Origin of the sequence: Hippea sp. KM1 (assembly GCF_000526195.1) — a bacterium.
Classification (GTDB): Bacteria; Campylobacterota_A; Desulfurellia; order Desulfurellales; family Hippeaceae; genus Hippea.
Genome location: NZ_JAFP01000001.1, coordinates 977,445 through 1,000,868 on the forward strand (window position 1 = coordinate 977,445; position 23,424 = coordinate 1,000,868).

Consider the following 23,424-nt stretch of genomic DNA (forward strand, 5'->3'; position numbering starts at 1 on the left):
ATGAAAACACTGGCTGAACGGTTATACGAGATGGTCGAATTCTCTTTAGGTTGCACAGAACCCGCAGCTATTGCATTCAACACCGCACACCTAAGCAAATATTTAGAAGGTGCAGAATCCATAGAGATAGAAATAGACAGGATGACCTTCAAGAATGCGTTTAACGCAGGCATACCCAACTCAAAGGGCTTAACAGGCACAAAATGGGCAGCCCTTTTGGGATATCTAATATCTGATACATCTAAAGGGCTTGAGATATTCCAGCTGCTCAACGACGAAATCCTAAAAAAAGCAGTATCAAGCAATATCAAGATAAAGATAAATGTCGTTGAGAAGAAACATCTATACATAAAAAGCTCAGCAAAGAAGGCAAATCAGACAGCAGAGGTTGTAAGCCTAAAAACCCACACGGGCATATCAAGGATAACAAAAAACGGGAAGGTCATCTTTTACAAAAAACCGGAGGAAGAGGAAGAGGTTGAGTTCGATAAGGCCTATTACAACCCAAATATATGGGAAGATTTGATAGACGAGCTCTATCTTAACCAGAGCCTAAGGGATAGGTTTAAAAAGGCCATAGAGATCAACATGAAGGCGATGGAATTTGGCAAGAGGTATTCAGATGAAGGGTTGGGTGTGTTTGGTGCGGTCTATGCCAGGATGGGCGGTGATAACATAGAGGTGGCAAGCTGTGCAGGAAGCGGCAATAAAGGGCTAACCGCCACCATACCGGTTGTTGGCTATGCAAAAACCATTCAGGCCCAGGAGGAAGAGACGCTGAAGGCCGTTATGATGTCCTGCCTTATAACATCGCTTATTACATCCAAGTTCGGCTTTGTATCGTCCACCTGTGGGGTGGTGCATGCAGCCTCAGTGGGTTTAATTGCTGGAATACTTTATTTGAAGAAGAGACTTGACTTATTCGATACTATATACAAAATTTATATAGAAGGGGTTGGAGGTGTATTTTGTGATGGAGCCAAGAGGGGCTGTGCCATGAAGGCTTTAAGCTCGGCCAAAATGGCTCTTGAGTCCATTAAATTAGGAGAGGAGGGTGTAAAAATCGGTTTTGAGGACGGTTTCTTGGGAAAGGATTTTTTAGATACACTTGAGAATCTTATGAAGTACGACCCGTATTTTAAACTGTTTGACAGGGAAACAATAGAAATCTTGAAGAAAAAGGAGAAAAATTAAAGTTTAGGAGGTCTAAGGATGTCATTTAAATCAAAGCTCATCGCATACGGCGTCGGCTCGGTTCTTGTGTTTTTGGTTATTTTTGGAGTCTATGCGATATTCTGGAATGTAAACCAGATCAACGAGCGCTATCAGAACATGTATAACACACTACTGAGGCTTAAAGAAACCAAAACAAAAGCCCTGATAAGAAGCATAACATCCAAATATAAATACTGCATCCTGGAAGACAACAAGCCGCTGGATGTTGTAAAGAAAGAGATTGTAAAAGACCTAACAAGAATCAGATACGACAACGGCAATTACTTCTTCGTATTGGATCAAAACGGCGTTATGATACTTGACCCGCCAAAGCCACAGCTAAACGGCAAAAGTGTATACAATGTAAGGGATAAGAAGGGTAATTACCTGTTTCAGAAGATGATTCAGATATCCAAAACCCGGGGCAGCGGTTTTGTAAAATACTGGTGGAAGAAGCCGGGTGGCGGCATCGCCCCGAAGATATCATACATAGACACCATACCAAAACTAAACTGGATAATAGGCACAGGCGTCTATCTTGACGATGTGGCACGAGAGGCGATGGCTTATAAAAAACAGATCCAAAAACATATCATATCCTCCGTTGTAACGGCAGCGGGTGTTGCATTAGCAGCATTGATCATAGTCGTATTTGTGGGCATAGCGTTGGCAAACAAGCTTGTTAAACCCATCAACCAGATGGCCAAAGAGCTTGAGGATTTAGAATCAGGAGAGGGTGATCTGACCAAGAGGGTAAAGATAGAAACCCATGACGAATTTGAAAACTTAGCAAACAAGCTCAACAATTTCTTGGATACAATCCAACAATTGGTTAAAGATGTGAGACTTTCTGCTGAAGAGGTCATGAAAAAAAGTGAAACAACAGCATCGTCGGCTATAGAGATGGCATCAACCGTTGAGGAGACAACGAGGAACTTAGAGGAGATGACCCAGGCCGTAAACGATATGAGTGAGGCTGTGCATAATGTTGCCCAATCCACCGAGGGCATAAACATGCAGGCAGAAACGGTCAGCCAGATAAATCAACAGATGCTAAAAGATATAGAGGAAAGAGTCCAGAGGATGAACGAAAACGCCAAGCTGGCAAGAAAGGCAATGGAGCAGATCAACACGGTGGGTGAATCCTCAAAACAGATAGGCCAGATCGTCAATGTCATAAACGAGATAGCAGACCAGACCAACCTGCTTGCATTGAATGCTGCCATTGAGGCGGCAAGGGCTGGAGAGGCAGGAAGAGGCTTTGCCGTTGTTGCCGATGAGGTGAGGAAGCTTGCTGAAAAGACCCAGAGGGCAACCGAAGAAATCAGGGATATGATAACGAGAATGCAGAAGGATGCCCAGACATCTATAGAGATGACCAAAAAGGCAGAGGAGGGCATACTCAACGAAAGGGAGAAGGCCTTAGAGGATGAGAACAACATAAAGGCCATGGTTGAGCAGATCTCAAAGACCGTTGAGGAGATAAACGCCACATCTGCGGCAACAGAGGAGCTATCATCAACCGTGGCAGAGATAAATGTTCAGGCTCAGGAGATCAGACAGGCAGCCAAGGACAACTCCACCGTGGCAGAGCAGATTGCAAACCTCTCAGAGCAGCTGAAGGCAAGCTCAGAAAGACTTACAGAGCTTGTAAGGAGATTCAAGGTTTAAATAAAAAGCCCCTCCTTTTTAGGAGGGGCATACCTTTTCAAGCCAATCAACAAGATCAACCAAAGACAGATTCAAAAGCCTATTCAGAGACGATATGGCATCATCAAAGGAGTCTTTTTTTATTCTTATCCTTTTTTTGAATGTATGGAGATAGATTTTGCCGCTTACCTCATCCCTAAGCCTGAATTCAATATCACAAACGACAAAAGCCCCATCGGGCAAAAAAACAGGCTCAAAATCACGGATAACATAGCTTAGCCTGTAATCCGGCCTTAATATATCACCGCTTACAAATGCACCTGTGGCATTCAATATGCGCTCTATAGATGCCTTATACATCAAACAGACAGGCTCTATCCATCTTACATTGCCGTATCTGTTAAACTCAAACTCTCCCTTTTTGAAAAAGATAAAACTGCTATCGAAGGGCGGTGTGCAATCTATATCGGACACAGCGACTGTTTTTTTATAGTTAGTGTGTTTTTTAGCAATGACGGGTTTTGGATTTAAGGCATACTCCTTTAGAGGCGGAAGCTTTGAAAAACTGCACCCCATAGCAAACAACAAAACAACAAACACAAGCCTTTTCATTATCTATTACCTTCCCTTCTTCCGTTTATCAGCAGGGATGGATTGTATCTAAGCTCATCTATCAGCTGACGGGTATCATCAATCAACCTTTTGAGCTTCTTTATGGCATAATAGCCCTCAACAAGAGTGCCACCCCTGAATTCATCTATCGTTCTATTTGAGGTATCTATGAGCCTGCCCGCAGAAACAGTCAGATTATCCAGCTTAACGATAACCCCCCTAAAGAGCCTTACATCCTCCTCAAGCCCACTCATTAGCCTATTTGTGTGTTTTGCAGCCTCTGCTATGTTGTGGGCTGCGTTATTGGAGTTTTTAATGAGACTTTGGAAGTTGGAGATGGTCGAGTTATCCATAAGCCTATCAATGCTTTCTGCCACCCTGTTTATCGAATCTAAAGCATCCATTACTACATCGGTCAGCTGCTCAATCTTTGAAGGAATAGACGGTATTGTAGGATAGGGCGTATCGGGTTTAAAGGGCAACCTGGGTGGGTTCTTTTCAAAAAACAGGTTAATGTATGATATGCCGGTTAAACCGTTTGAGGAGATCTGGGCAACGGTGTTTCCATCCACTGGAAGGTTCTTATCAACGAGTATGTTTATTCTAAAAAAATCGGGGTGCTTCTTCTCTATCTCTATGGATTCAACCTTGCCAACCGAAAAACCCTTATATCTAACATCGGAGTCGGTATGCAATCCCGAGATGTTTGAATTTGTATATACAACGCACCGCTTGTAATTGCTATAGCCACTTCCGCCAAGCAGCCATAGAACTATACCGACACCCACAACACCAAAAACAACGACAAATATACCAACCAACGCATAATTTACCTTTGGTTCCATTGCTCAAACTTCCTTCCCCTTTGACCAAAGAATATCCTTTTAAGCCATTCATCGTCAATCCCTTTTATCTTTTCAGGCTCACCCTCGGCAATCACCGTTTTATCCCTAACAACGCAGGCTTTTGTGGCTATACCAAAAAAGCTATCCAAATCGTGCGTTATCATAATCACCGTTATGCCCAATATCTCATTGAGCTTCTTTATTGTAATATCAAAATCATCCGCACTTGCAGGATCCAGGCCACTTGTGGGCTCATCCAAAAAGATAATATCAGGGTCCAGCGCCAAAGCCCTTGCAAGCGCAGCCTTCTTCCTCATACCGCCAGAGAGCTCATAGGGATAGAGAAAATAGACATCATCGTCCAGCCCAACCAGGGATAGCTTAAACCGAACAATATCATCTATAACACCCTGCGGCAGTTTTGTATTCTCTTTAAGTGGAACAGCTATGTTTTCGCCCACGCTTAAGGATGTAAACAGGCTTGCAGCCTGAAACATGACGCCATAGGTCTTCTTTATCCGATTCCTTTCATCCTCATCTGCACTGTTTAAATCAACACCGTTTACAACTATCCTGCCCCTTGAGGGCTGAAGCATCAATATAGACCTCATAAGGGTTGTCTTACCCGAACCGCTTTTGCCGATAATCGCATAGATATCGCCCTTTTTTACATTTATGTTGACATTCTTTAATACAACCTTATCGCCAAAACTGACCGTGAGGTCTCTAACCTCTATTATATTCCCATCCATCTAAACAAAACAGAGAACACCGCATCGGCTATTATAACGCCAAATATGCAATCAACAACGCTGATTGTTATGCTCTTTCCGATGCTTTCCACATTCCTTTTAGTTTGAAACCCTTTAAAGGCGCCTATGGTGGCAATCAAAAACGCAAAAGCAGGGGCTTTAAGTATGCCCGATAGGAATGTCTTTATGCCTATAGCATGATGAAGCCTTAGGATAAAATCCCTCGGTGTTATACCCAGAGACAGATGCGCCACCAACATCCCGCCCAACACCCCCATAACATCGGCCAATACAATTAGCAGAGGCACAGAGATAAGCATGGATATAATTTTAGGAAAAACCAATATGTCGTAAGGGTTAACACCCATCGTCTTTATGACATCCACCTCTTCTGTCACCTTCATTATGCCGATCTGGGCGGTATAGGAGCTACTGCTTCGCCCTGCAAGCAGGATTGCCACAATCAAAGGCCCTAACTCCCTCAAAACCGATATGCTGACAAGGTCAACGACAAATATATTTGCCCCAAACTGCTTAAGCCTGACCGAACCGTGATAGGCAATAACAGCCCCTATCAGAAACGATATGGTTGCCAATATGGGCATGGCATTAAACCCCATTATCTCTATATCGTTCAGTGCAGCCTTTAATCTAAACCTCTTTGGGTGAAAAAAACCCAAAAAACCCACAAAGATCTCGCCCAAAAACGACAGAAAGGCATAGAATTCAGAAAGCCTCTGCAAGAAACCCTCTCCCAGGCGGTAAAAGAAGCCGTATTTCTTATGCTCAAAGTGCTGCCTGGGTTTGTGGGATGAGACTATATCCAAAAGCCGCCTGCCCTTATCATTAAGAACAAGCTCAACATCCAGGGAGGATACAAAAACAATGCAGCTTGTATCGATTTTATCTATCCGGGAAAGGTCAATAACATCGGGATTGCATCTTTCAACGGCCTTAATAAAATCTGAAAGGTTTTGATAGGTCAGGCTGCCCTTTGCGATTAGCCTTCTATTTGCGCACTCTATATGCATTGTGAGCCCTCTTGTTGGTCATGATGACGCCTGTTATAACCAAAAGCCCGCCGAGTAATTCATACAAAGACAACCTCTCATTCAAAAGGAGCACAGATGTGATTACACCAAAGACAGGCACCAGGTTCACAAACACGCTGGCCCTGCTTGCCCCGATCTCGGCAATCCCTTTATACCAAGCGCTGAAGGCAAAGACCGTTGAAAACAGCACCATATAAGCCAGGCTGCCCCACGCCTTCAAAGGATAGCTCATTTGAGGATTGCACTTAAACAAAGCAAGGGGCAGAAACATCAAGGCCCCTAAGAAACTGACCAGACAGACCGCCTCAGATGTTGTAAGCTCCTTTGAGCTCCTCTTTGTTATAACCGTATAGATCGCCCACATGGTCGTGGCAAAAAGCATCAAAAGATCACCGGCGTTGAAATCCATTCTAAGCAGAATCCCCAAATTGCCTTTTGAGACGATAAACACTATACCCAAAAACGACAGCACAATACCCAAAACACCCAAAGCCGTTAACCTTTCCTTGAGCACAAACCACGCTATTATGGCTGTTATTATGGGATTTGCCCCAGAGATCAACGATACATCGGAGGCCTTGGCAAACCTAAGGGCATAGAGAAAGAAAACGCCATATAGGAATATGCCGCTTAGGGCCATGAGAATAAGAACCCTTAGGTTTCTCCTCAACTTTTCAAATAAGACGGCAGGATTAAGCCTAAAAAGGGCAGCAAATAGAACGGAAACCAACAGAAACCGTATGAATGCAAAGCAGAAAGGGTGGATGTACTCCACCCCTATTTTTGCAATGGGAAACCCCACTCCCCAGAAGCAGGTCGCTGCTATAAGCAGCAGATAGGTTCTATGCTTCATATGGCCTAAAAGGCCGATTTTATCTTCTCTGCCGCCGTCTTTATCTCCATATACAGAAGACCTAACTTGACCTTATCGTCTGTAATTACCATCAAAACGGCCTCTTCCCCTGCTGAGGTAATAACGATATAGCCCTTATCCCCCCTGATGGTAACCTGCTGCGGCACGCCCTTTTCCAACTCCTCAACGGCCCTTTCCGATAAGGACAGGAGTGCTGCAGACATAGCAGAGACCCTATCCTCGTCCATATCGCCGGGCAGATAGCTGCTGATCATCAATCCGTCCGATGTAACCAAAGCGGCGCCCTCAATACTCTGCGTTCCACCAACCAACTCTTGAAGCGTTTTGTTTATAAGCTCCTCTTTCATCGATATACCTCCCTAACTTATCCTCATTCTAAAATACACAATTTAAATCTTTTATCAAGACAAATCTTTACAGCTTAAATCCTATCCTCAAGGCTCCCCAATGCTTACCGCTTAATTTTACTTCGGACGAAATGTCAAACATTAAAACGCCTACATCACGAGGATAGGGTTGAAGGATGTATTTTCTGGTATTTCTTGCTGCTGTTAGACCTGTAAAGTCGTTGAATATCCTCATGGAGCGGTTGCCCAAAAGATCCTTCTTATAATCGCCGGTTAAGGGTTTGTCGTATTTGGAGTTGTGCGAGGGCAGATAACCGTTATCATCAACCAATACAACAAACACAAATTTCCTGTGTTTTTCGAGTATCTCATCCTCTATGGGTTGTATATACTTCTTTGCAAAGTCCGTAAATTTGGTTCTGTATTTTTGAGGGTTGGTATTGGGGACCTCTATATAGTTCCTATCCCACAGATCCTCCTCTGTTATATCACCGCTTTCGATGGCCTTTTTAAACGCATCCTCAATCTTTGCAACACCCTCCTCCAACAGTTTCACTATGCTCAAGAAGTCGTTATCATCCACCAGGTCAAACTCTATAATATCAAAATCGCCTTCCCTTTTCATGTATGAGCCGTCCGGCTGTTTAATCATATTGACGCTTTTGTAAAAAAAGCCGTTTTTTAATACCATATCTAAATATACGCTAAAAAGCACCGGATATGGACAGATGGTTGTTCCCAACAAGGCACCGCCCACACCGGTGGGGCAATACATGCACTTATCCTTATGCACCTTAAAGATTATATGCTTATCGTCCCCTTCGATCTCATACCCATCGGCAAAGAACATAAACTCGTTTAGGTCATCAAGCAACTCCTTATAGAGCTGGGTATTTAGCTGCCTGCCGTCTATGAACGGAAAAGTGCCCATTTGCATCTTGTGTCTTACAAGCCTCTGAGAGGCCGTCTTCATAGAAGGAACCAACATGGCCTTGCTCATTATGCCCAAATCGAATGTGGCACCCATGGTGCTTGCCCACAAAAGATGAGCCCCGTCGAGCTTTTTAAGCCTCTCCTGTTTATCCTTCTCACTCATAAAGCACCCCCTATGTTCTGTTTTTTTAGTTTTCAACTTTATACGAAATTATTTAAAAATAAACAAGTATTTTATTATTTTTAACCTTTATAAATAACCTCAAGTGCGAGGCATCTCTTTGATGTGGATATCCATTTGGGGAAACGGTATGACAATATCATTCTCATAAAGTGTTTTGTAAATCAATTTTAAAAATTTAGACACCGTTCTTCTTGGATGTATCAAATCTATGCCGCTTACCCAAACATCCAAGTTAAAATCCACACTACTGCTATTCATTGCCACCATGATGACCATGGGTCTCTTTAGTGGATTGTCCCTTACATAGTTCAAATCGCTCTTTTCCAAAGCCTCCAATACAACCCTTTCTACCTTATCAAGATCCGTGCCGTAAGCCACACTGAAGGGTATTTTAAATCTTCTCACCCTCTCTGTAAGTGTCCAGTTGACAACATTGCTTTGAAAGAGCGTCTGATTTGGGACAACAACCTCGATATGGTCGTTGGTCAAAATTGTTGTGGAGCGTATCTGTATATCCTCAACAACGCCCTTTATATCGTCCGATATTTCAATGTAATCCCCAACCCTTATACTGTTCTCAAGCATCAATATAATACCCGCAATAAAGTTGGATACGATGTTTTGGAGTCCAAAACCCACACCAACAGAGAGTGCACCCAGTATAACGGTAAACGATGATAGATTTATACCTATAACCCTTAAAGCTATGAAGAATGTCAGTAAAACTATTATATAATAACCAACATTGGATAACACTATCTTGGTCGATTCGGCCATGCTTTTAGATATTTGGGCATTTCTTACCTTGATTTTATAAACCCTCCCTATCTTTATGCCCAGGATAAATATCACCAAAGAGAGGAACAAGCCCAGTATGCTAACCTTACTCAAACCAATGCTAAACAAAGGCCTGTTAACAAATTCCCATACATTCACAACAATACGAAAACCTTCGGCTTTTATTTGCTTTATAATCATTCTAAGTGTGCCAATCTTTCTTTTTTCTATATAAAACGCAAGATCGTTTTCTGCCTCTGCCAAACTCAACAATTGATAACTATTTATTCTCTTCATCCATTTATTCAAATTCTTTCCGAGGTTTGTTTTGCCGCTTTTTATACCAGCCAAATAAACCAATAAATAATCATCAAATACCTTTAGAGCAATCTTATCCTTCATCTCCACGGTATCCTCTATTGACTTTTGAATCCTTTGCATGTTCTCTATATCATTGGTAAGTGCAAATCTATCGTTCTTTATGTTTAGCTGCTGTAGTAGATTCTCCAATCTATGGTATTCAGATTTTAGCCTCTTTATCTCTTTATTCAGTGGCTCAATATCAAAGTTAACCGTCAAAAACGATTTATATAAAAGCTCCTTCCATTTATCAAAATTACTTATCAAAAACCTATTCTTTTCTTCTAACTTTCTTTTTGTAAGTTCATACATGGCGTACTGAAGCTGATAAACAACCAAACCCTTATCGTTGTCTTGTGATTGGCTTATATTCTCTTTCAAAAGCTCCAACTTCTTATCGATCTGATCCAGTTTTTTATTTAACTCCCTGTATTTTAACTCCAGTCTGGCTATACTCTTCAAAAGCTTAAGAAAATCGTATTGGTTTTTTATGTTTGTAGTTTCTGGTTTGAGTTTTTGTATCTCCTCGCTGTTGGTGTTTGAAACAATGTTAATCAAGGCAGAAAGAAGTGTCCTTTGGGTTAAAAACTCTGCCGTCTTTGGCGTATTATTGAGGAGTTCCTGGTATCTCTTTAAAAGCTCACTTTTATTGCCCTTAAAGAGGCTTTGATCGATGTTTGCTCCATAACAAATAAAGTTAAATGGTAACAAAACAGCTATAAAAAATACAACACCAAGCCCCTTTTTGAACATTCGCCTCACACCCCTATCACATAAAAACATGCATCAATGGATTCCAAAAATCTCCCATCTTCTATTAATTACCCAGACATGACGAAATGTCTAAAATAACGATCCAATTCCTCAAGCGGCAAATAAACCAGGTCTTCAAAACTCAGATTGGCAAAGGAGAAAACATTGTAATCATAATCAAGATAATCCAACCCCATATAGTAATTTATGATCCTCTTTAAATTCTTCGAATCCTTCCTAAACCAGAGAAAGTATATGCGCTTATTTTGAGGCATTGCATCGACATGTTTGTATCTTGTATTAAGCAGTTCTAAAAGCTCGAAGAAGTTGTCATTGACCTTTATGTCCAAATCCAGATAAAGACCGCCAAAGTGGTAAAGCAACAAAAACCTCACTATATCCGATTGAAATCTATAGTGAAAACCCCTAAACCTCGACAAATCATAACCAAATCCCTTTAAAAATGCTTTTATTTGGCTTGTTCTGTATAGCCTATATGTGGGGATCTTCTCAAAAATCCTCCTGTTATGCTCTATAAACACATCGTACTTTTTGGGGATCTCATCCCCATCTGAATACCAAATCTGAAAGACATGGGGAAACATCTCACCTCCTTTGGTATTTATACCAAAAAACTTTGATTTAATCAGCGGTTTTTTGTAAATTTTGAGCCATGAAGCTTACTGTAAGGGCTGATGGCCACCTAAAGTCCATTCAGGCAAACAAAAACGACAACCTATTAAAAATACTCCACTCAAACGGCCTGTTTATAAACGCATACTGCGGTGGCAAGGGTATATGCAAAAAATGCATCGTCAGGTTCTTAGAAGGTGCACCAGAACCATTAAAGATAGAGAGGGAAGCTTTAAAAGACAAAATAGATGAAGGCTATAGGCTTGCATGTCTGCACAACATAGAAAACGGTGCAACAATCGAGATAGAAACCCTAAAGCCCGTATTCTCAGACTTCTCATCCAGTGTGTGTTGTGATGATGACAAAACGCACATAGCCATTGATATAGGCACAACCACGATAGCATCAGCAGTGGTTGAAAGCAAACAGATCACAAAGAGTATAAACCTCATAAATCCGCAGATAGCCTTTGGCGGTGATGTAATAAGCAGAATCGCATCCTCCAACGAGGGCAACTTCGACATACTTAGAGACATTCTAAAAAGCAGCATCAGAGACATTATAGCCACAACAAAACCTGCTTCATTGGTGGTATGCGCAAACCCCACTATGCTTTCGTTTTTCTTGGGAATAGACCCAAAACCCATAGGCGAGTTTCCATACACACCACCGTTTACAGGGAGCCTATCGATGGAATTTGACGGCATCCAAACCTATATACCACCCGTTATCGGCGCATTTGTCGGCTCTGATATAACATCGGCCTTAAGCATTCTGCCGCAGGATGAGGATTTTTTGTTTATCGACATTGGCACAAATTGCGAATTCATCTTAAAAGTAAGGGATAGCTATTACTCATCCAGTGTCCCTGCAGGCCCTGCGCTTGAGGGGGCAAATATAGATTACGGCAGCATCGCCCAGGATGGTGCAATCTATAAAGTAGGCTTAGAGAATGGATTAAGGGTTTACACCATCAACAGCAAAAAACCGATAGGCATAACAGGCTCAGGCCTAATCAGCGCCATAGCCCTCCTGCGCAGATTGGACATCATAGACAAAAGCGGCAGGCTTTTAGAGCCGTGGGAGGCAGAGGCACCATTTAGCATCATAAGCCGCATAAAGGATGAAGGCTTTAAGCTATCAGAGGGCATCTATTTAACGCAAAACTCCGTTAGGAATTTTCAGCTTGTCAAGGCATCCCTAAACGCAGGCGTGGAACTGCTCCTAAAGAGGGTCGGCCAGAGCATGCCCGATAAAATCTTTATAGGCGGGGGTTTTTCAAAAAGCTTAAGCAGAAACGAGATAATCGACTCCGGGCTGTTGTCTTTTGAGGGTGAATTTGTTATGCTACACAACAGTTCTTTAGCTGGGGGCTTGAGGCTATTCTGCTTAGAGGAAAGGGAAAGGGTGGAAGAGCTAAGCAAAAGGATAGAATACATAGAGATAGCGAACGAGGCCGACTTTGAAAGGTTGTATATAGAGAAGATGGACTTCTAAATGGCAGACATTTGGATTAATGTCATCGGATTTAGCGCTGCGACGCTTACGACATTTAGCTTTGTTCCACAATTCATCAAACTCCTAAAGACGAAAAGGACCGAGGGGCTTAGTCTGGTTATGATGATTCAGATAGCAGTTGGGTTGTTGCTGTGGATAACCTACGGCCTGCTGCGTAGAGATATTGTCCTTATAAGCGCCAACACGGTGGGTTTTGTTATTGTTATGGCCACAATAATTATCTATTTTAAGGTGAATCGAGATGATGTTTAAGATAGCAAGCTGGAATGTAAACTCCATCAGGGCAAGGCTTGAGCTTGTCCTTGACTTCTTAAAATCCGCTCAACCGGATGTGCTATGCATGCAGGAGACCAAGGTGGAGGATGAGCTATTCCCGAAAGAGGCCTTCGAAGAGCTGGGTTATAATGTTGCAATAGCCGGACAGAAGAGGTTTAACGGTGTGGCGACCGTATCAAAGATAGACTTAGAGGAGATAAAGACCGACTTCTTCGATGCTGAAAAAGACCACAAAAGAAGCATCATGACAAAAATAAACGGCATAACAATAATAAATCTCTATTTTCCAAACGGCCAGGCACCAGATACAGAGCAGTTCCGATACAAGCTAAACTTCATATACGAGCTAAAAAGCTTTCTGTCGAACCACTATTCAAAGGAAGACAACCTCATAATATTGGGCGATTTTAATGTTGCTATGGAAGAGATCGATGTATACGATGTTGAACAGATGGAGGGAAAAATCGGCTTCCACCCAGATGAAAGAAGGGCGCTAAAGGACCTATACAGCTGGGGTTTTGTGGATCTGTTCAGAAAATTCAACACCCAAAAGGCCTTCAGCTGGTGGGATTACAGGGCAGCGTCGTTCTGGAAGGATAGGGGGCTAAGGATAGATTACATCTGGTCAACGCCAGCACTGGCAAACAGATGCAGGGATTGTTTTATAGATAAAAGCTATAGAAGAAAAAAGAAACCGTCAGACCACGCACCCGTTGTGGCGGTTTTTGAACTGGAGGGATAGGATGAACTATCAGGATGTAATACTCAAATTAAATGAATTCTGGAAAGAGAAGGGTTGTATAATCTTGCAGCCATACGATGTTGAGGCTGGAGCCGGAACATTCCACTGGGCAACAACGCTTAAATCCTTAGACAAGGACGATTGGGCTGTTGCCTATCCTGCACCATCAAGGAGACCCACAGATGGAAGATACGGAGAAAACCCCAACAGGCTGCAACATTACTATCAATATCAGGTTCTCATCAAACCCTCACCTGAGAACATTCAGGATCTATACTTAGAAAGCCTTGAGTTTTTAGGCATCAATCTAAAGGAACACGATATAAGGTTTGTGGAGGATAACTGGGAATCCCCGACGCTTGGCGCTTGGGGATTGGGCTGGGAGGTCTGGCTTGACGGCATGGAGATTACGCAGTTTACATACTTTCAGCAGGTTGGCGGATACGACCTAAAACCTATACCGGTCGAAATAACCTACGGCACAGAAAGATTGGGGATGTATATTCAGGGCGTCGATAATGTGTTTGATATGAAATGGAACGACAGATATACATACGGCTATATCCATCAGCACGACGAATACGAATACTCGGTTTACAACTTCGAGGTGGCAAATACGCAGATGCTGTTTAAGTTGTTTGAGATGTTCGAGGAAGAGGTGGAAAACTGCTTAAGGGCAAAACTGGTTAGACCGGCTTACGATTACTGCATGAAGTGCTCCCATGTGTTTAACCTGCTCGATGCAAGAAACGCCATAAGCGTGACCGAAAGGGCATCCTTTATCAAAAAAGTCAGGGAGATGGTGGCAAAGGTTGCCCGTCTCTATGTGGAGGGTGAGGTATGAGGCTGTTATTTGAGCTATTTACAGAAGAGCTCCCAACAAGCGAAATGGAGCATTTGGAGGGGGATTTCTTAGAAACGGCAAATAGAATACTTAAAGATAAAAACATAGAATTTAAAGATTTGACATTCTATCTCTCGCCCCGCAGGATGGCGCTTAAGTTTGAGTTTGATGAATTCATAAAGGTTGAGGATAGAAAGGTTTTGGGACCGCCAAAGAGCGTCTGCTTCAAAGACGGCAAACCCACAAAGGCATTGGAGGGTTTCTTAAAGAAAAACAACGCAACAATGGACGACATCGTTGAGGAAAAGACAAAAAAGGGAGAATACATAGCCGTCATCATAAAGGGCAAAAAGATACAGGCAAAGCCTGTTGTCATAGAGGCTATAGAGCAGATCCTAAAGAACATCCACTTCAACAAACAGATGCGGTGGGGCAATGGTGAATTTGAGTTCATAAGGCCCGTTCACAGTGTTGTTTTTTTGATAGATGATGAAATCGTCGATTTTGAGTTTATGGGCAAGAAGGCCTCCAATACAACATACGGGCATAGATTTTTATCATCGGGCAGCTTAAGGGTCGGCTATAACAGCTATGAAGATGTGCTTGAAGAGAACTTTGTAATCGTTGATCAGAACAAAAGGAAGGACCTTATACTAAATCAACTGAAAGAACATGCCAAAAACAGGGATGCTGAGCTGGTTTACGATGAGGATCTGCTAAACGAGGTGGTAAACTTAGTCGAATATCCCGTTATGGTTATAGGCAGGTTTGAGGAAAAATTCTTAAAGCTGCCTAAGGAGGTCTTGATAACATCGATGAAGGACCACCAAAGGTATTTTGCGTTCACAAAGGGCGATAAACTCCTAAACGAGTTTGCAGCCATATCCAACATAAAGACGGACAACATGGATCTAATCAGAGAGGGATACGAAAGGGTGCTAAGGGCAAGGTTCTCTGATGCTGAGTTCTTCTTCGAAGAGGATAAAAAGCATAAGCTCGAGGAGTTTGTGCCAAAGCTCAGCCAGATGATGTTCCATGAAAAACTTGGCAGTCAGCTGGAAAGAACAGAAAGATTGGAAGAATTAGCCGGGTTTTTGGCAGAAAGGCTGGGTTTTGACAAGGCCAAGGCAAAGAGGGCCGCATACCTATCAAAGGCCGACCTTTTAACGCAGATGGTTTATGAGTTCCCCGAGCTTCAGGGCGTAATGGGCAGGGAGTATGCCCTGTTGAGTTCGGAGGATGAAGAGGTTGCAACCGCCATATATGAGCAGTATCTGCCCAAAGAGGATGAGATACCCAAAACCCCATCAGGCATCTGCCTATCCATAGCCGATAAGTTAGACATCATAGTGGGAGGGTTCTTTGCAGGCCTAAAACCCACAGGGGCAAAAGACCCATACGGACTAAGAAGGGCGGCATTGGGCATAATAAGAACGCTCATAGAAAACGAGCTGTTTTTAAACCTTAAGGAGGCATTAGAAAAATCCGCTCAACTATACCAAAGGAGAGTCGATTTTGATCAGATCATAGAGTTCTTCATAGTAAGGTTTAAGAATTACTTTGATAGCTATCCCCACGATGTCGTTGAGGCAATAACCTTCAAGTTTGACGATGTGTATGATGCATACCTAAGGCTTAAGGCTTTAAATGCGTTTGTAAAATCGGACAACAGCAAAGAGAAGCAGTTTGCCATCAAGAGGGTCTTCAACATATTAAAGGATTTTGAAGGCAATAGCGTCGATGAATCGCTATTTACTCAGGATGAGGAGAGGGTGCTTTTTGATAGGATAAAGCAGCTGGAGGCTGTTGAGGAAGAATACATATCAAAGAAGGACTATTCAGGCCTGCTTGACAGGATAGCGTCCAATAAGGATGCCATAGACAACTTCTTTGATAAGGTCATGGTTATGGATAAGGATGAGAGGATAAAGAACAACAGGCTTTCGCTTCTAAATAGATTGAGAAGGATTGTTCTAAACATAGCAAACTTTAAATTTTTGGAGATTTAACTATGAGATTGAAGAGTGGTTATGGTTTAACATTTGACGATGTATTGCTTTTGCCCAACAAATCGGAGATCCTGCCAAAGGATGTCGATGTTTCAGCATCCCTAACAGAAAGGCTTATACTCAAAACCCCCATCATCTCTGCAGCTATGGATACAGTTACAGAATACAGAATGGCCATAGCAATGGCACGACACGGTGGATTGGGGATAATCCATAAGAACATGTCTATCGAAGAGCAGGTTAGGCAGGTTAGGCGTGTTAAGAAGTCCGAAAGCGGTATGATAATAGACCCAATTACTATAAGGCCGGATGCCACCATAAACGAGGCCCTATCCCTGATGAAGCAATTCCACATATCGGGCATTCCCGTAACGCTTGAGGATGGCACGCTTGTGGGCATAATAACAAACAGGGATGTTCAGTTTGAAAAGGATTACACAAAACCGGTAAAAGAGGTCATGACAAAAGACAACCTCATAACGGCTAAAGAGGGCATAACGCTGCATGAGGCAGAGGAATACCTAAAGCAGTTCAAGGTGGAAAAACTCCCTATAGTGGATAAGGACTTCAAAATCAAGGGCCTGATAACAATAAAGGATATAAGAAAGAAGAAGGAATACCCCAAAGCAAGCAAAGACATACACGGAAGGCTCATGGTGGGTGCTGCAGTTGGTGTGAGGGATGGCTTTGAGCGAGCAAAGGCCTTAATAGAGGCAGGAGCAGATGTGATAGTGGTCGATTCGGCCCACGGGCATTCCATTTATGTGCTAAATACCGTCGAGAAGATAAAGAGCGCATTCCCCAATGTTGTTGTTATAGGCGGAAATGTCGCAACAAAAGAGGGCACAAAGGATTTAATAAACGCTGGAGCCGATGTTGTTAAGGTCGGTATCGGGCCAGGCTCAATCTGCACAACGAGGGTCGTTGCAGGCGTGGGCGTGCCGCAGATTACAGCCATCAGTGAATGCTCAGAGGAAGCGGCCCTAAACGATAGAAAAATCATAGCAGACGGCGGAATAAAATTCTCAGGCGACATCGTCAAGGCCTTAGCTGCCGGTGCTGCTGCCGTAATGATAGGAAACCTCCTTGCAGGAACAGAGGAATCACCCGGAGAGAGCATCATCTATCAGGGCAGAAAGTATAAGATTTACAGGGGCATGGGCTCAATCGAGGCTATGAAGAAGGGCAGCAAGGATAGATACTTCCAGGATGAGGTCGAGCCTGAAAAATTGGTGCCAGAAGGCGTGGAGGGCAGGGTGCCCTATAAGGGTGAGGTTGGCGATGTGTTGTATCAGCTTATAGGTGGACTGAAGTCCGGTATGGGATACTTGGGTGCAAGAACGATAGATGAGCTTCAGAAGAAGGCAACATTTATACAAATTACAGAGGCCTCATTGAGGGAAAGCCATGTTCACGATATTGTCATGACAAAGGAGCCGCCCAATTACAATGTTTAGGAGAATAATTGTTGCGATAATACTCATTACTATCGCCATACCTTCATTTGGCCGCCAGATATATGTATACTTCACACCATCATACGCAGCGCTGGATGCCATAATTTCTGCGATAAATTCGGCTAAAAGCTCCATCGATGTGGCTGTGTATGATTTCACATCACGCCCGCTTGCAAGGGCTATAGTCAAGGCCAAAGAAAGGGGCGTTAAGATAAGGGTATTGCTCGATAGAAAGGCAAACCAAAATAAATACAGCAAGAAGGATTTTTTAAGGAGCGCAGGCATAGATGTCAGGCTTGCCATACCACACATAGCCTGGGATAGGGAAGGGCTTATGCACAACAAGTTTGCCATCATCGACAAAAGGATGGTTATTACCGGTTCTGCCAACTGGACGGCAAGCGCCTTCAGGATGAACGATGAGAATGTAATAATCATAAACAGGAGAGATATTGCAAATGTCTATGAGAAGGAGTTTGAATATCTATGGAAGAGGAGCATGCTAAGATAAAACGGATGATAGATGCCAACTTCAACCGATTGAGGGAGGGTGTCAGGGTCGTTGAGGATATAGCACGGTTTGTGTTAAACGATGGGGGATTAACGGAAGGGCTAAAAAACCTAAGGTCTGATATAGGTAAAATAGAATCGCGGTTTGACTTTACCCATCTAAGGGACACAGAAAACGATAAAGGCAAGAAGCTAAACAGCGAGATTGAGCTTTCAAGGAACAGCATCAAGGATATTGCCAAAGCCAATATGAAGAGGGCAGAGGAGTCCTTAAGGGTGCTTGAGGAGGCCTTTAAAATTATAGACCCAGAAACATCGTTGAGGATCAAAGCCTTACGATACAGAAGCTATGAGATCGAAAAAATCCTATTGGAGAGACTAAAGAACAATGAATGAGCAAAGATACATAAGAAACTTCTCCATAATAGCACACATAGACCACGGAAAGAGCACATTGGCCGATAGGTTGATAGAGCTTACCGGGGCTTTAGACAAGCGGGAGATGAAGGAGCAGATACTGGACAGCTTAGAGGTGGAAAGAAAACACGGAATTACGGTTAAGGCCCAAACAGCCCGCCTGGAATACGAAAAAAACGGCCAGAAATACACGCTAAACATGATAGATACACCCGGGCATGTGGATTTTGGCTATGAGGTATCAAAGAGCCTGAAGGCGTGCGAGGGATGCCTGCTTGTGGTCGATGCAACCCAGGGGGTGGAGGCCCAGACCATAGCAAACGCATACCTGGCTATTGATAACGACCTTGAGATAATACCGGTAATCAACAAGATAGACCTGCCCAGCGCAGATGTCGAAAAAACCAAATCCGAGATAGAAGACGCATTGGGTATCGATGCAAAAGACGCCATAGAGATATCGGCAAAGACCGGATTTAATGTGGATAAGGTAATTGATGCGATAATAGAGAGGATTCCCCCGCCAAACGGCAAAAAGGATAGCCCCCTAAGGGCGCTTGTTGTTGATTCGTGGTATGACAATTACAGGGGCGTGGTCTTTATTGTTAGGGTGTTTGATGGTGAGCTCAATGTGGGTGATAGGATTTTAGTCTATTCAACAAAAAAGGAATACGAGGTTGAGGAGTTGGGCTTCTTTACCCCAAAATCCAAAAAAACCGACAAGCTTTCAACGGGAGAGGTTGGGTATGTCATAGCAAACATAAAGAACATTCAAGATGCAACCGTCGGTGATACAATAACACTGGCCAGCAATCCAACGGACAAACCCTTTGAGGGGTTTCAAAAGCCCAAGCCGTTCGTGTTTGCAGGGTTATATCCGCTAAACCCAGAGGATTATGATGATCTGGCTGAGGCACTGGATAAGCTTCAGTTAAACGATGCATCCTTAACAGTGGAGAAGGAGAAATCCGAAAGCCTGGGGTTTGGCTTCAGATGCGGCTTTTTGGGGGTCTTGAGCATGAATATAACCCGGGAAAGGATAGAGGGTGAGTTTGGTCTGGATGTTGTTATGACAACCCCCAGCGTTCTTTACAAGGTCGAGTTGACAAACGGTGAGACAATAGAGATATCCAATCCATCCGAACTGCCCCAGCCCACAAAGATCAAGGCTATCTACGAACCGATGGTCGAAACGGAGATAATAACGCCGGCTGAATTTGTGGGCAACATCATAAAGCTGCTTCAGGACAAAAGGGGGCAGCAGAAGGAGATCCTTTATATAGCAACAGATAGGGTATTGATAAAATACAAGGTGCCGCTTGCAGAGATCCTTGTGGACTTCTATGATAAGCTTAAATCCCTATCGAGGGGTTATGCCTCATTCGACTATGAGTTTATAGGCTTTGAGGCATCGGATCTAACCAAGCTCATTGTTTTGATCAACTCCAAAGAGGTCGATTCATTTTCGTTGATCGTGCCAAAACAAAAGGCTTACAGGATTGCAAGGGAGGTCTTGAAAAACCTAAAGCAATACATACCGAAGCAGTTGTTTGAGGTGAGGCTTCAGGCCAAGGTTGGCGGCAAGATAATCGCAAAGGAGACCATAGGGGCGTTGAGGAAGGATGTTCTTGCAAAATGTTATGGTGGTGATATAACAAGGAAAAAGAAGCTATTGGAGAAACAGAAAGAGGGCAAAAAGAGACTAAAACAACTGGGCAATGTCAGCATATCCAAGGAGGCCTTTATTAAGCTTGTTGAAATCAAGGGGGATTGATGAAGGAAAAGAACCAGAGCAAATTGGGTGAATGGGTAAAATCCATAATCATAGCCCTCATAATCGCCCTATTTATAAGGGCGTTTTTTGTTGAGGCGTTTAAGATTCCATCATCGTCTATGGAGCCAACGCTCCTTGTTGGTGACCATGTGCTGGCAAACAGGCTGATATACGGTATAAAGGTGCCTATAACGGGCAAGATGATAATACCGATAAAGCACCCCCAGAGAGGGGATGTTGTAATCTTTAGGTGGCCAAAGGATAGGTCTATCTATTTTATCAAGCGGTGCGTTGGCATTCCGGGTGATACGCTTCAGATGAAAAACAAGATACTATACAGAAACGGTAAAAGGGTTAACGAACCCTATGTCGTTCACAGGGATCCAAACATATATCCAAAGGATACAGACATATCGACATTCAAGACGCTGTGGGGGTCTCGAGACAACTGGGGGCCCATTAAGGTGCCGAAGGGTGAATACTTCATGATGGGGGACAACAGGGACAACTCTTACGATTCACGGTATTGGGGTTTTGTGCCTGAGAGAAACATAGTGGGCAAGGCCTTCATAATTTACGGTTCGTGGACATTCTCCCCGTTTGAGGTAAGGCTCAACAGGTTCTTTAGGCTTATTCACTGATATGCCAATAAACACGGCAAACGCAATAACCATATTCAGGATCATACTGGTTCTGCCAATAACACTGCTTCTGATAGAGGGGCTGTTTGGCTGGGCTGTGTGGCTGTTTGGTGTTGCAGCAGCAAGCGATATAATAGACGGCTTTATAGCAAGACGCTTCAATCAGGCAACCAAGCTCGGTGCTATTCTGGATCCACTGGCGGATAAGCTTCTGCTCAACTATACCTTCCTGGTTTTATCCATCAAGGGGTTAATACCGCTGTTTCTGCTTTCTGTGGTTCTATTTAAAGACCTAACCCTGATAACGGGCAGCGTGATAGAGGTTCTAAGCGCAAAGAGCATAAAGAACTTAAAAATAAAGGCTTCCATCTGGGGCAAGGTGTCCACATTCTTTCAGGTTGTCGTTGTCGTGCTGGTATTTCTGGATCTGTTCGGTATTTACAGAAACCATGCTGTTTTTAGAATAAGCGTTTTTATAACCGCATTCTTAGTAATAATTGCTCTGTTTGATTACATAAACAAATATAGAAATCGAATAAAGGAGGGGCTTGTATGAAAATCACAAAAGAGGCAAATATCGGCGGAAAAGACAGGGAGATCAGGCTTCTATCCGGTGCAGCCTTAACGACCATTGGGTGCTTAACAAAAAACCACTGGATAAAGGCCGCAGGCTGCATTCTGCTCATAACGGGCATATCAAAGAAGTGCATCTTCTATGACCTTTTAGGTATAAACACAAATACTTGAGAATCGGTCGATTTTTTGGTATAAGCATTTGGCATTAAAGAAAACGGAGGTTAGAAATGGCAAGAAGATGTGAAATATGTGGAAAGAGGGCGCAGGTGGGATATAAGATAAGCCACTCCCACATCAGGACAAAGAAGAAGTGGAACCCCAACATACAGAGGGTTAAGGTCTATGTGGATGGCAAGGTAAAGAGAATGAATGTATGCACCCAGTGCCTAAAATCCAACAAGGTGGTAAAAGCCGTTCACTAAACCTTTATCTTCCTATCGAAAAACGGATTCTTGGTGGTTGCTGAAAGTGGTATACCGTAGGCGCCACCAATCCTTTCCTTAAAATAGCCCACCTCTTTGGCCGCCTGGCCGATGGATATCATAATACGGTTGTCAATACCAAAAACCGATGCAAGCTTTACAACACTGCCTATTGCAATACCACAATCCGTGGCACTTACAGCGCAGACTCCGCCCTTGCTTTCGCACTCAGCACACCCCGAAAAGCCGCAAAAACCGCAATCAAAGCCGTGATAGAACAGCTTAAAACCTATGAGTATGATAAAGTCTATGTTTTCGATATTAATGGCGTCCCTTTTATAGAAGCTCTTGCCGCCTCTGTCTGTGATCTGCTTCATTCTCTCCAATATCTTCGATTTGGTTTTGCTATCATCGATAAGGTCAATCACCAAATCGTCCCTTCCAACGCTCTTTGGCGCCGTTATGGCATCAACAAGCAACAGCTTCGAAACCACGCCCAAAGCCTCTCTTACGACATCCATAAACCTCACCTCACCTCTGTTTTACTCTCCACATAAGCTCTAATCTTCATAAGCGCCTTTGTCTTGATCTGAGACACCCTGGATTCGGTCTTGCCTATGATGGATGCTATCTCTTTCATGTTTAAATCCTCATAATAATACAGACTCAAAACGGTTAGCTCAACTTCATTTAAGATGCTGCTTAAGGCCTCCTTCACCAAATCTTGAAGCTCCTCTTCCTCTAAAATGGCAATGGGACTTTTGGATGCCTTGTTTTCAATGGACTCAAGTAACACCATGTCTCCATCTTCACCGCTAACGGCCTCGTCTATGCTAAGCATCGTGGAGTTGGACTGCTTATACAGAAGCTCATTGAACTCGTCTATATCCATATTGGCCCTCTTTGCCACCTCATCGTCTGAGGGGTTGTATTTACCCTCACCCATCAATTCCCTATAAGCAGCGTTTATCCTTTTGAGCTTGTCCCTGGCATAGCGAGACACCGGATCTATGCTTCTGAGTTTATCGAGTATGTATCCCCTGATCTTTGTATTTGCATATGATTTAAACTCAGACAGGCTCCTTTTTTCATCCCAGTTGTCCAAAGCCTTAAGCAGCCCCATCATGCCTATTTGAACAAAATCCTCCTCATCATACCCTTCAGGCATCCTGACCACTGTTTTTTTAACGATCCTTCTGACTATGGGATAGTAAGCCTGTATTATCTCATCCCTATCGATCATGGGTTAA

26 protein-coding genes are annotated in these 23,424 nt (G+C 43.2%); 15 read left to right on the plus strand and 11 right to left on the minus strand.

The genetic code is table 11. The features are described 5' to 3' along the window. Positions 1-1,194 carry an L-serine ammonia-lyase, iron-sulfur-dependent, subunit alpha gene (locus D891_RS0105015; protein ID WP_025209937.1) on the plus strand — a complete coding sequence of 398 codons (1,194 nt, stop codon included), beginning with the start codon at positions 1-3 and terminating at the stop codon, positions 1,192-1,194. An 18-nt stretch (positions 1,195-1,212) separates the two neighbouring features. Next, on the plus strand, positions 1,213-2,886 hold the full coding sequence (locus tag D891_RS09180; RefSeq protein ID WP_025209938.1) for a methyl-accepting chemotaxis protein: 1,674 nt from the start codon (positions 1,213-1,215) through the stop codon (positions 2,884-2,886). 18 nt (positions 2,887-2,904) lie between these two features. On the opposite strand, the gene D891_RS0105025 is transcribed toward D891_RS09180, so the two are convergent. The 9 genes from D891_RS0105025 to D891_RS0105065 all read right to left on the minus strand — a co-directional run bounded on the left by D891_RS0105025 (position 2,905) and on the right by D891_RS0105065 (position 10,959). Beyond that, positions 2,905-3,477 (minus strand): ABC-type transport auxiliary lipoprotein family protein, encoded by a 573-nt coding sequence (locus tag D891_RS0105025; RefSeq protein WP_025209939.1) that lies wholly within the window; start codon positions 3,475-3,477, stop codon positions 2,905-2,907. Beyond that, positions 3,477-4,322 carry an MlaD family protein gene (locus D891_RS0105030; protein ID WP_025209940.1) on the minus strand — a complete coding sequence of 282 codons (846 nt, stop codon included), beginning with the start codon at positions 4,320-4,322 and terminating at the stop codon, positions 3,477-3,479. Before D891_RS0105030 ends, D891_RS0105025 begins: the two co-directional genes overlap by 1 nt. Beyond that, positions 4,307-5,074, minus strand: coding sequence for an ABC transporter ATP-binding protein (locus D891_RS0105035; RefSeq protein WP_025209941.1), 768 nt, complete (start codon positions 5,072-5,074; stop codon positions 4,307-4,309). Before D891_RS0105035 ends, D891_RS0105030 begins: the two co-directional genes overlap by 16 nt. Further along, the gene (locus D891_RS0105040; protein ID WP_025209942.1) at positions 5,059-6,105 is read right to left on the minus strand and encodes an MlaE family ABC transporter permease; all 1,047 of its coding nucleotides are present in this window, start codon (positions 6,103-6,105) and stop codon (positions 5,059-5,061) included. Before D891_RS0105040 ends, D891_RS0105035 begins: the two co-directional genes overlap by 16 nt. Continuing rightward, positions 6,083-6,979 carry a DMT family transporter gene (locus D891_RS0105045; RefSeq protein WP_025209943.1) on the minus strand — a complete coding sequence of 299 codons (897 nt, stop codon included), beginning with the start codon at positions 6,977-6,979 and terminating at the stop codon, positions 6,083-6,085. The genes D891_RS0105040 and D891_RS0105045 overlap by 23 nt, the downstream gene beginning before the upstream one ends. A gap of 5 nt (positions 6,980-6,984) precedes the next feature. Continuing rightward, positions 6,985-7,347: a roadblock/LC7 domain-containing protein gene (locus tag D891_RS0105050; protein ID WP_025209944.1), complete on the minus strand. Its 363-nt coding sequence runs from the start codon at positions 7,345-7,347 to the stop codon at positions 6,985-6,987. 67 nt (positions 7,348-7,414) lie between these two features. After that, a complete protein-coding gene (locus D891_RS09495; RefSeq protein WP_025209945.1) occupies positions 7,415-8,443 on the minus strand; it encodes a hypothetical protein in 1,029 nt (342 codons plus the stop codon). A 99-nt stretch (positions 8,444-8,542) separates the two neighbouring features. Beyond that, positions 8,543-10,354 (minus strand): mechanosensitive ion channel domain-containing protein, encoded by a 1,812-nt coding sequence (locus tag D891_RS09500; protein ID WP_025209946.1) that lies wholly within the window; start codon positions 10,352-10,354, stop codon positions 8,543-8,545. A 68-nt stretch (positions 10,355-10,422) separates the two neighbouring features. Next, complete coding sequence (locus tag D891_RS0105065) at positions 10,423-10,959, minus strand: glycosyltransferase (RefSeq protein ID WP_025209947.1); 537 nt, start codon at positions 10,957-10,959, stop codon at positions 10,423-10,425. 68 nt (positions 10,960-11,027) lie between these two features. Here D891_RS0105065 and D891_RS0105070 point away from each other — a divergent pair, with 68 nt between their 5' ends. From D891_RS0105070 to rpmB, 13 genes are read left to right on the plus strand one after another with little or no spacing between them, the layout of a single operon-like run. Beyond that, the gene (locus D891_RS0105070) at positions 11,028-12,485 is read left to right on the plus strand and encodes an ASKHA domain-containing protein (RefSeq protein WP_025209948.1); all 1,458 of its coding nucleotides are present in this window, start codon (positions 11,028-11,030) and stop codon (positions 12,483-12,485) included. Beyond that, positions 12,486-12,758 carry a SemiSWEET family sugar transporter gene (locus D891_RS0105075; protein ID WP_025209949.1) on the plus strand — a complete coding sequence of 91 codons (273 nt, stop codon included), beginning with the start codon at positions 12,486-12,488 and terminating at the stop codon, positions 12,756-12,758. Further along, positions 12,748-13,524: an exodeoxyribonuclease III gene (gene xth, locus D891_RS0105080; RefSeq protein WP_051453562.1), complete on the plus strand. Its 777-nt coding sequence runs from the start codon at positions 12,748-12,750 to the stop codon at positions 13,522-13,524. The genes D891_RS0105075 and xth overlap by 11 nt, the downstream gene beginning before the upstream one ends. Before the next feature lies 1 nt (position 13,525). Next, positions 13,526-14,368: a glycine--tRNA ligase subunit alpha gene (locus D891_RS0105085; protein ID WP_025209951.1), complete on the plus strand. Its 843-nt coding sequence runs from the start codon at positions 13,526-13,528 to the stop codon at positions 14,366-14,368. Continuing rightward, positions 14,365-16,377, plus strand: a complete 2,013-nt coding sequence (gene glyS / locus D891_RS0105090) for a glycine--tRNA ligase subunit beta (protein ID WP_025209952.1) — start codon at positions 14,365-14,367, stop codon at positions 16,375-16,377. The genes D891_RS0105085 and glyS overlap by 4 nt, the downstream gene beginning before the upstream one ends. A 2-nt stretch (positions 16,378-16,379) precedes the next feature. Further along, the gene (gene guaB / locus D891_RS0105095; protein ID WP_025209953.1) at positions 16,380-17,834 is read left to right on the plus strand and encodes an IMP dehydrogenase; all 1,455 of its coding nucleotides are present in this window, start codon (positions 16,380-16,382) and stop codon (positions 17,832-17,834) included. Next, entirely contained in the window at positions 17,827-18,345 is a 519-nt protein-coding gene (locus D891_RS0105100) for a phospholipase D family nuclease (protein ID WP_025209954.1), read from the plus strand. Before guaB ends, D891_RS0105100 begins: the two co-directional genes overlap by 8 nt. Further along, positions 18,321-18,740: a hypothetical protein gene (locus D891_RS0105105; protein ID WP_029952026.1), complete on the plus strand. Its 420-nt coding sequence runs from the start codon at positions 18,321-18,323 to the stop codon at positions 18,738-18,740. The genes D891_RS0105100 and D891_RS0105105 overlap by 25 nt, the downstream gene beginning before the upstream one ends. Then, positions 18,733-20,535 (plus strand): translation elongation factor 4, encoded by a 1,803-nt coding sequence (lepA, locus tag D891_RS0105110; protein WP_025209956.1) that lies wholly within the window; start codon positions 18,733-18,735, stop codon positions 20,533-20,535. Before D891_RS0105105 ends, lepA begins: the two co-directional genes overlap by 8 nt. Continuing rightward, positions 20,535-21,176, plus strand: coding sequence for a signal peptidase I (lepB, locus tag D891_RS0105115; RefSeq protein WP_025270060.1), 642 nt, complete (start codon positions 20,535-20,537; stop codon positions 21,174-21,176). The genes lepA and lepB overlap by 1 nt, the downstream gene beginning before the upstream one ends. A 1-nt stretch (position 21,177) precedes the next feature. After that, a complete protein-coding gene (locus D891_RS0105120) occupies positions 21,178-21,732 on the plus strand; it encodes a CDP-alcohol phosphatidyltransferase family protein (RefSeq protein ID WP_025270061.1) in 555 nt (184 codons plus the stop codon). Beyond that, the gene (locus D891_RS0105125) at positions 21,729-21,923 is read left to right on the plus strand and encodes a YgaP family membrane protein (RefSeq protein ID WP_025270062.1); all 195 of its coding nucleotides are present in this window, start codon (positions 21,729-21,731) and stop codon (positions 21,921-21,923) included. The genes D891_RS0105120 and D891_RS0105125 overlap by 4 nt, the downstream gene beginning before the upstream one ends. 56 nt (positions 21,924-21,979) lie before the next feature. Then, positions 21,980-22,174 carry a 50S ribosomal protein L28 gene (gene rpmB, locus D891_RS0105130; RefSeq protein WP_025270063.1) on the plus strand — a complete coding sequence of 65 codons (195 nt, stop codon included), beginning with the start codon at positions 21,980-21,982 and terminating at the stop codon, positions 22,172-22,174. Here rpmB and D891_RS0105135 read toward each other — a convergent pair. Continuing rightward, entirely contained in the window at positions 22,171-22,695 is a 525-nt protein-coding gene (locus D891_RS0105135) for a ferredoxin domain-containing protein (RefSeq protein ID WP_029952029.1), read from the minus strand. The two genes, rpmB and D891_RS0105135, sit on opposite strands and share 4 nt — an antisense overlap. A 5-nt stretch (positions 22,696-22,700) precedes the next feature. Beyond that, positions 22,701-23,417 carry a sigma-70 family RNA polymerase sigma factor gene (locus tag D891_RS0105140; protein WP_025270065.1) on the minus strand — a complete coding sequence of 239 codons (717 nt, stop codon included), beginning with the start codon at positions 23,415-23,417 and terminating at the stop codon, positions 22,701-22,703. Positions 23,418-23,424: the final 7 nt, after the last annotated feature.

Coding starts and splice junctions, on each gene's coding strand:
- D891_RS0105015 (WP_025209937.1), top strand. CDS start 1: ATGAAAACACTGGCTGAACGGTTATACGAGATGGTCGAATTCTCTTTA.
- D891_RS09180 (WP_025209938.1), top strand. CDS start 1,213: ATGTCATTTAAATCAAAGCTCATCGCATACGGCGTCGGCTCGGTTCTT.
- D891_RS0105025 (WP_025209939.1), bottom strand. CDS start 3,477: ATGAAAAGGCTTGTGTTTGTTGTTTTGTTGTTTGCTATGGGGTGCAGT.
- D891_RS0105030 (WP_025209940.1), bottom strand. CDS start 4,322: ATGGAACCAAAGGTAAATTATGCGTTGGTTGGTATATTTGTCGTTGTT.
- D891_RS0105035 (WP_025209941.1), bottom strand. CDS start 5,074: ATGGATGGGAATATAATAGAGGTTAGAGACCTCACGGTCAGTTTTGGC.
- D891_RS0105040 (WP_025209942.1), bottom strand. CDS start 6,105: ATGCATATAGAGTGCGCAAATAGAAGGCTAATCGCAAAGGGCAGCCTG.
- D891_RS0105045 (WP_025209943.1), bottom strand. CDS start 6,979: ATGAAGCATAGAACCTATCTGCTGCTTATAGCAGCGACCTGCTTCTGG.
- D891_RS0105050 (WP_025209944.1), bottom strand. CDS start 7,347: ATGAAAGAGGAGCTTATAAACAAAACGCTTCAAGAGTTGGTTGGTGGA.
- D891_RS09495 (WP_025209945.1), bottom strand. CDS start 8,443: ATGAGTGAGAAGGATAAACAGGAGAGGCTTAAAAAGCTCGACGGGGCT.
- D891_RS09500 (WP_025209946.1), bottom strand. CDS start 10,354: ATGTTCAAAAAGGGGCTTGGTGTTGTATTTTTTATAGCTGTTTTGTTA.
- D891_RS0105065 (WP_025209947.1), bottom strand. CDS start 10,959: ATGTTTCCCCATGTCTTTCAGATTTGGTATTCAGATGGGGATGAGATC.
- D891_RS0105070 (WP_025209948.1), top strand. CDS start 11,028: ATGAAGCTTACTGTAAGGGCTGATGGCCACCTAAAGTCCATTCAGGCA.
- D891_RS0105075 (WP_025209949.1), top strand. CDS start 12,486: ATGGCAGACATTTGGATTAATGTCATCGGATTTAGCGCTGCGACGCTT.
- xth (WP_051453562.1), top strand. CDS start 12,748: ATGATGTTTAAGATAGCAAGCTGGAATGTAAACTCCATCAGGGCAAGG.
- D891_RS0105085 (WP_025209951.1), top strand. CDS start 13,526: ATGAACTATCAGGATGTAATACTCAAATTAAATGAATTCTGGAAAGAG.
- glyS (WP_025209952.1), top strand. CDS start 14,365: ATGAGGCTGTTATTTGAGCTATTTACAGAAGAGCTCCCAACAAGCGAA.
- guaB (WP_025209953.1), top strand. CDS start 16,380: ATGAGATTGAAGAGTGGTTATGGTTTAACATTTGACGATGTATTGCTT.
- D891_RS0105100 (WP_025209954.1), top strand. CDS start 17,827: ATGTTTAGGAGAATAATTGTTGCGATAATACTCATTACTATCGCCATA.
- D891_RS0105105 (WP_029952026.1), top strand. CDS start 18,321: ATGGAAGAGGAGCATGCTAAGATAAAACGGATGATAGATGCCAACTTC.
- lepA (WP_025209956.1), top strand. CDS start 18,733: ATGAATGAGCAAAGATACATAAGAAACTTCTCCATAATAGCACACATA.
- lepB (WP_025270060.1), top strand. CDS start 20,535: ATGAAGGAAAAGAACCAGAGCAAATTGGGTGAATGGGTAAAATCCATA.
- D891_RS0105120 (WP_025270061.1), top strand. CDS start 21,178: ATGCCAATAAACACGGCAAACGCAATAACCATATTCAGGATCATACTG.
- D891_RS0105125 (WP_025270062.1), top strand. CDS start 21,729: ATGAAAATCACAAAAGAGGCAAATATCGGCGGAAAAGACAGGGAGATC.
- rpmB (WP_025270063.1), top strand. CDS start 21,980: ATGGCAAGAAGATGTGAAATATGTGGAAAGAGGGCGCAGGTGGGATAT.
- D891_RS0105135 (WP_029952029.1), bottom strand. CDS start 22,695: ATGGATGTCGTAAGAGAGGCTTTGGGCGTGGTTTCGAAGCTGTTGCTT.
- D891_RS0105140 (WP_025270065.1), bottom strand. CDS start 23,417: ATGATCGATAGGGATGAGATAATACAGGCTTACTATCCCATAGTCAGA.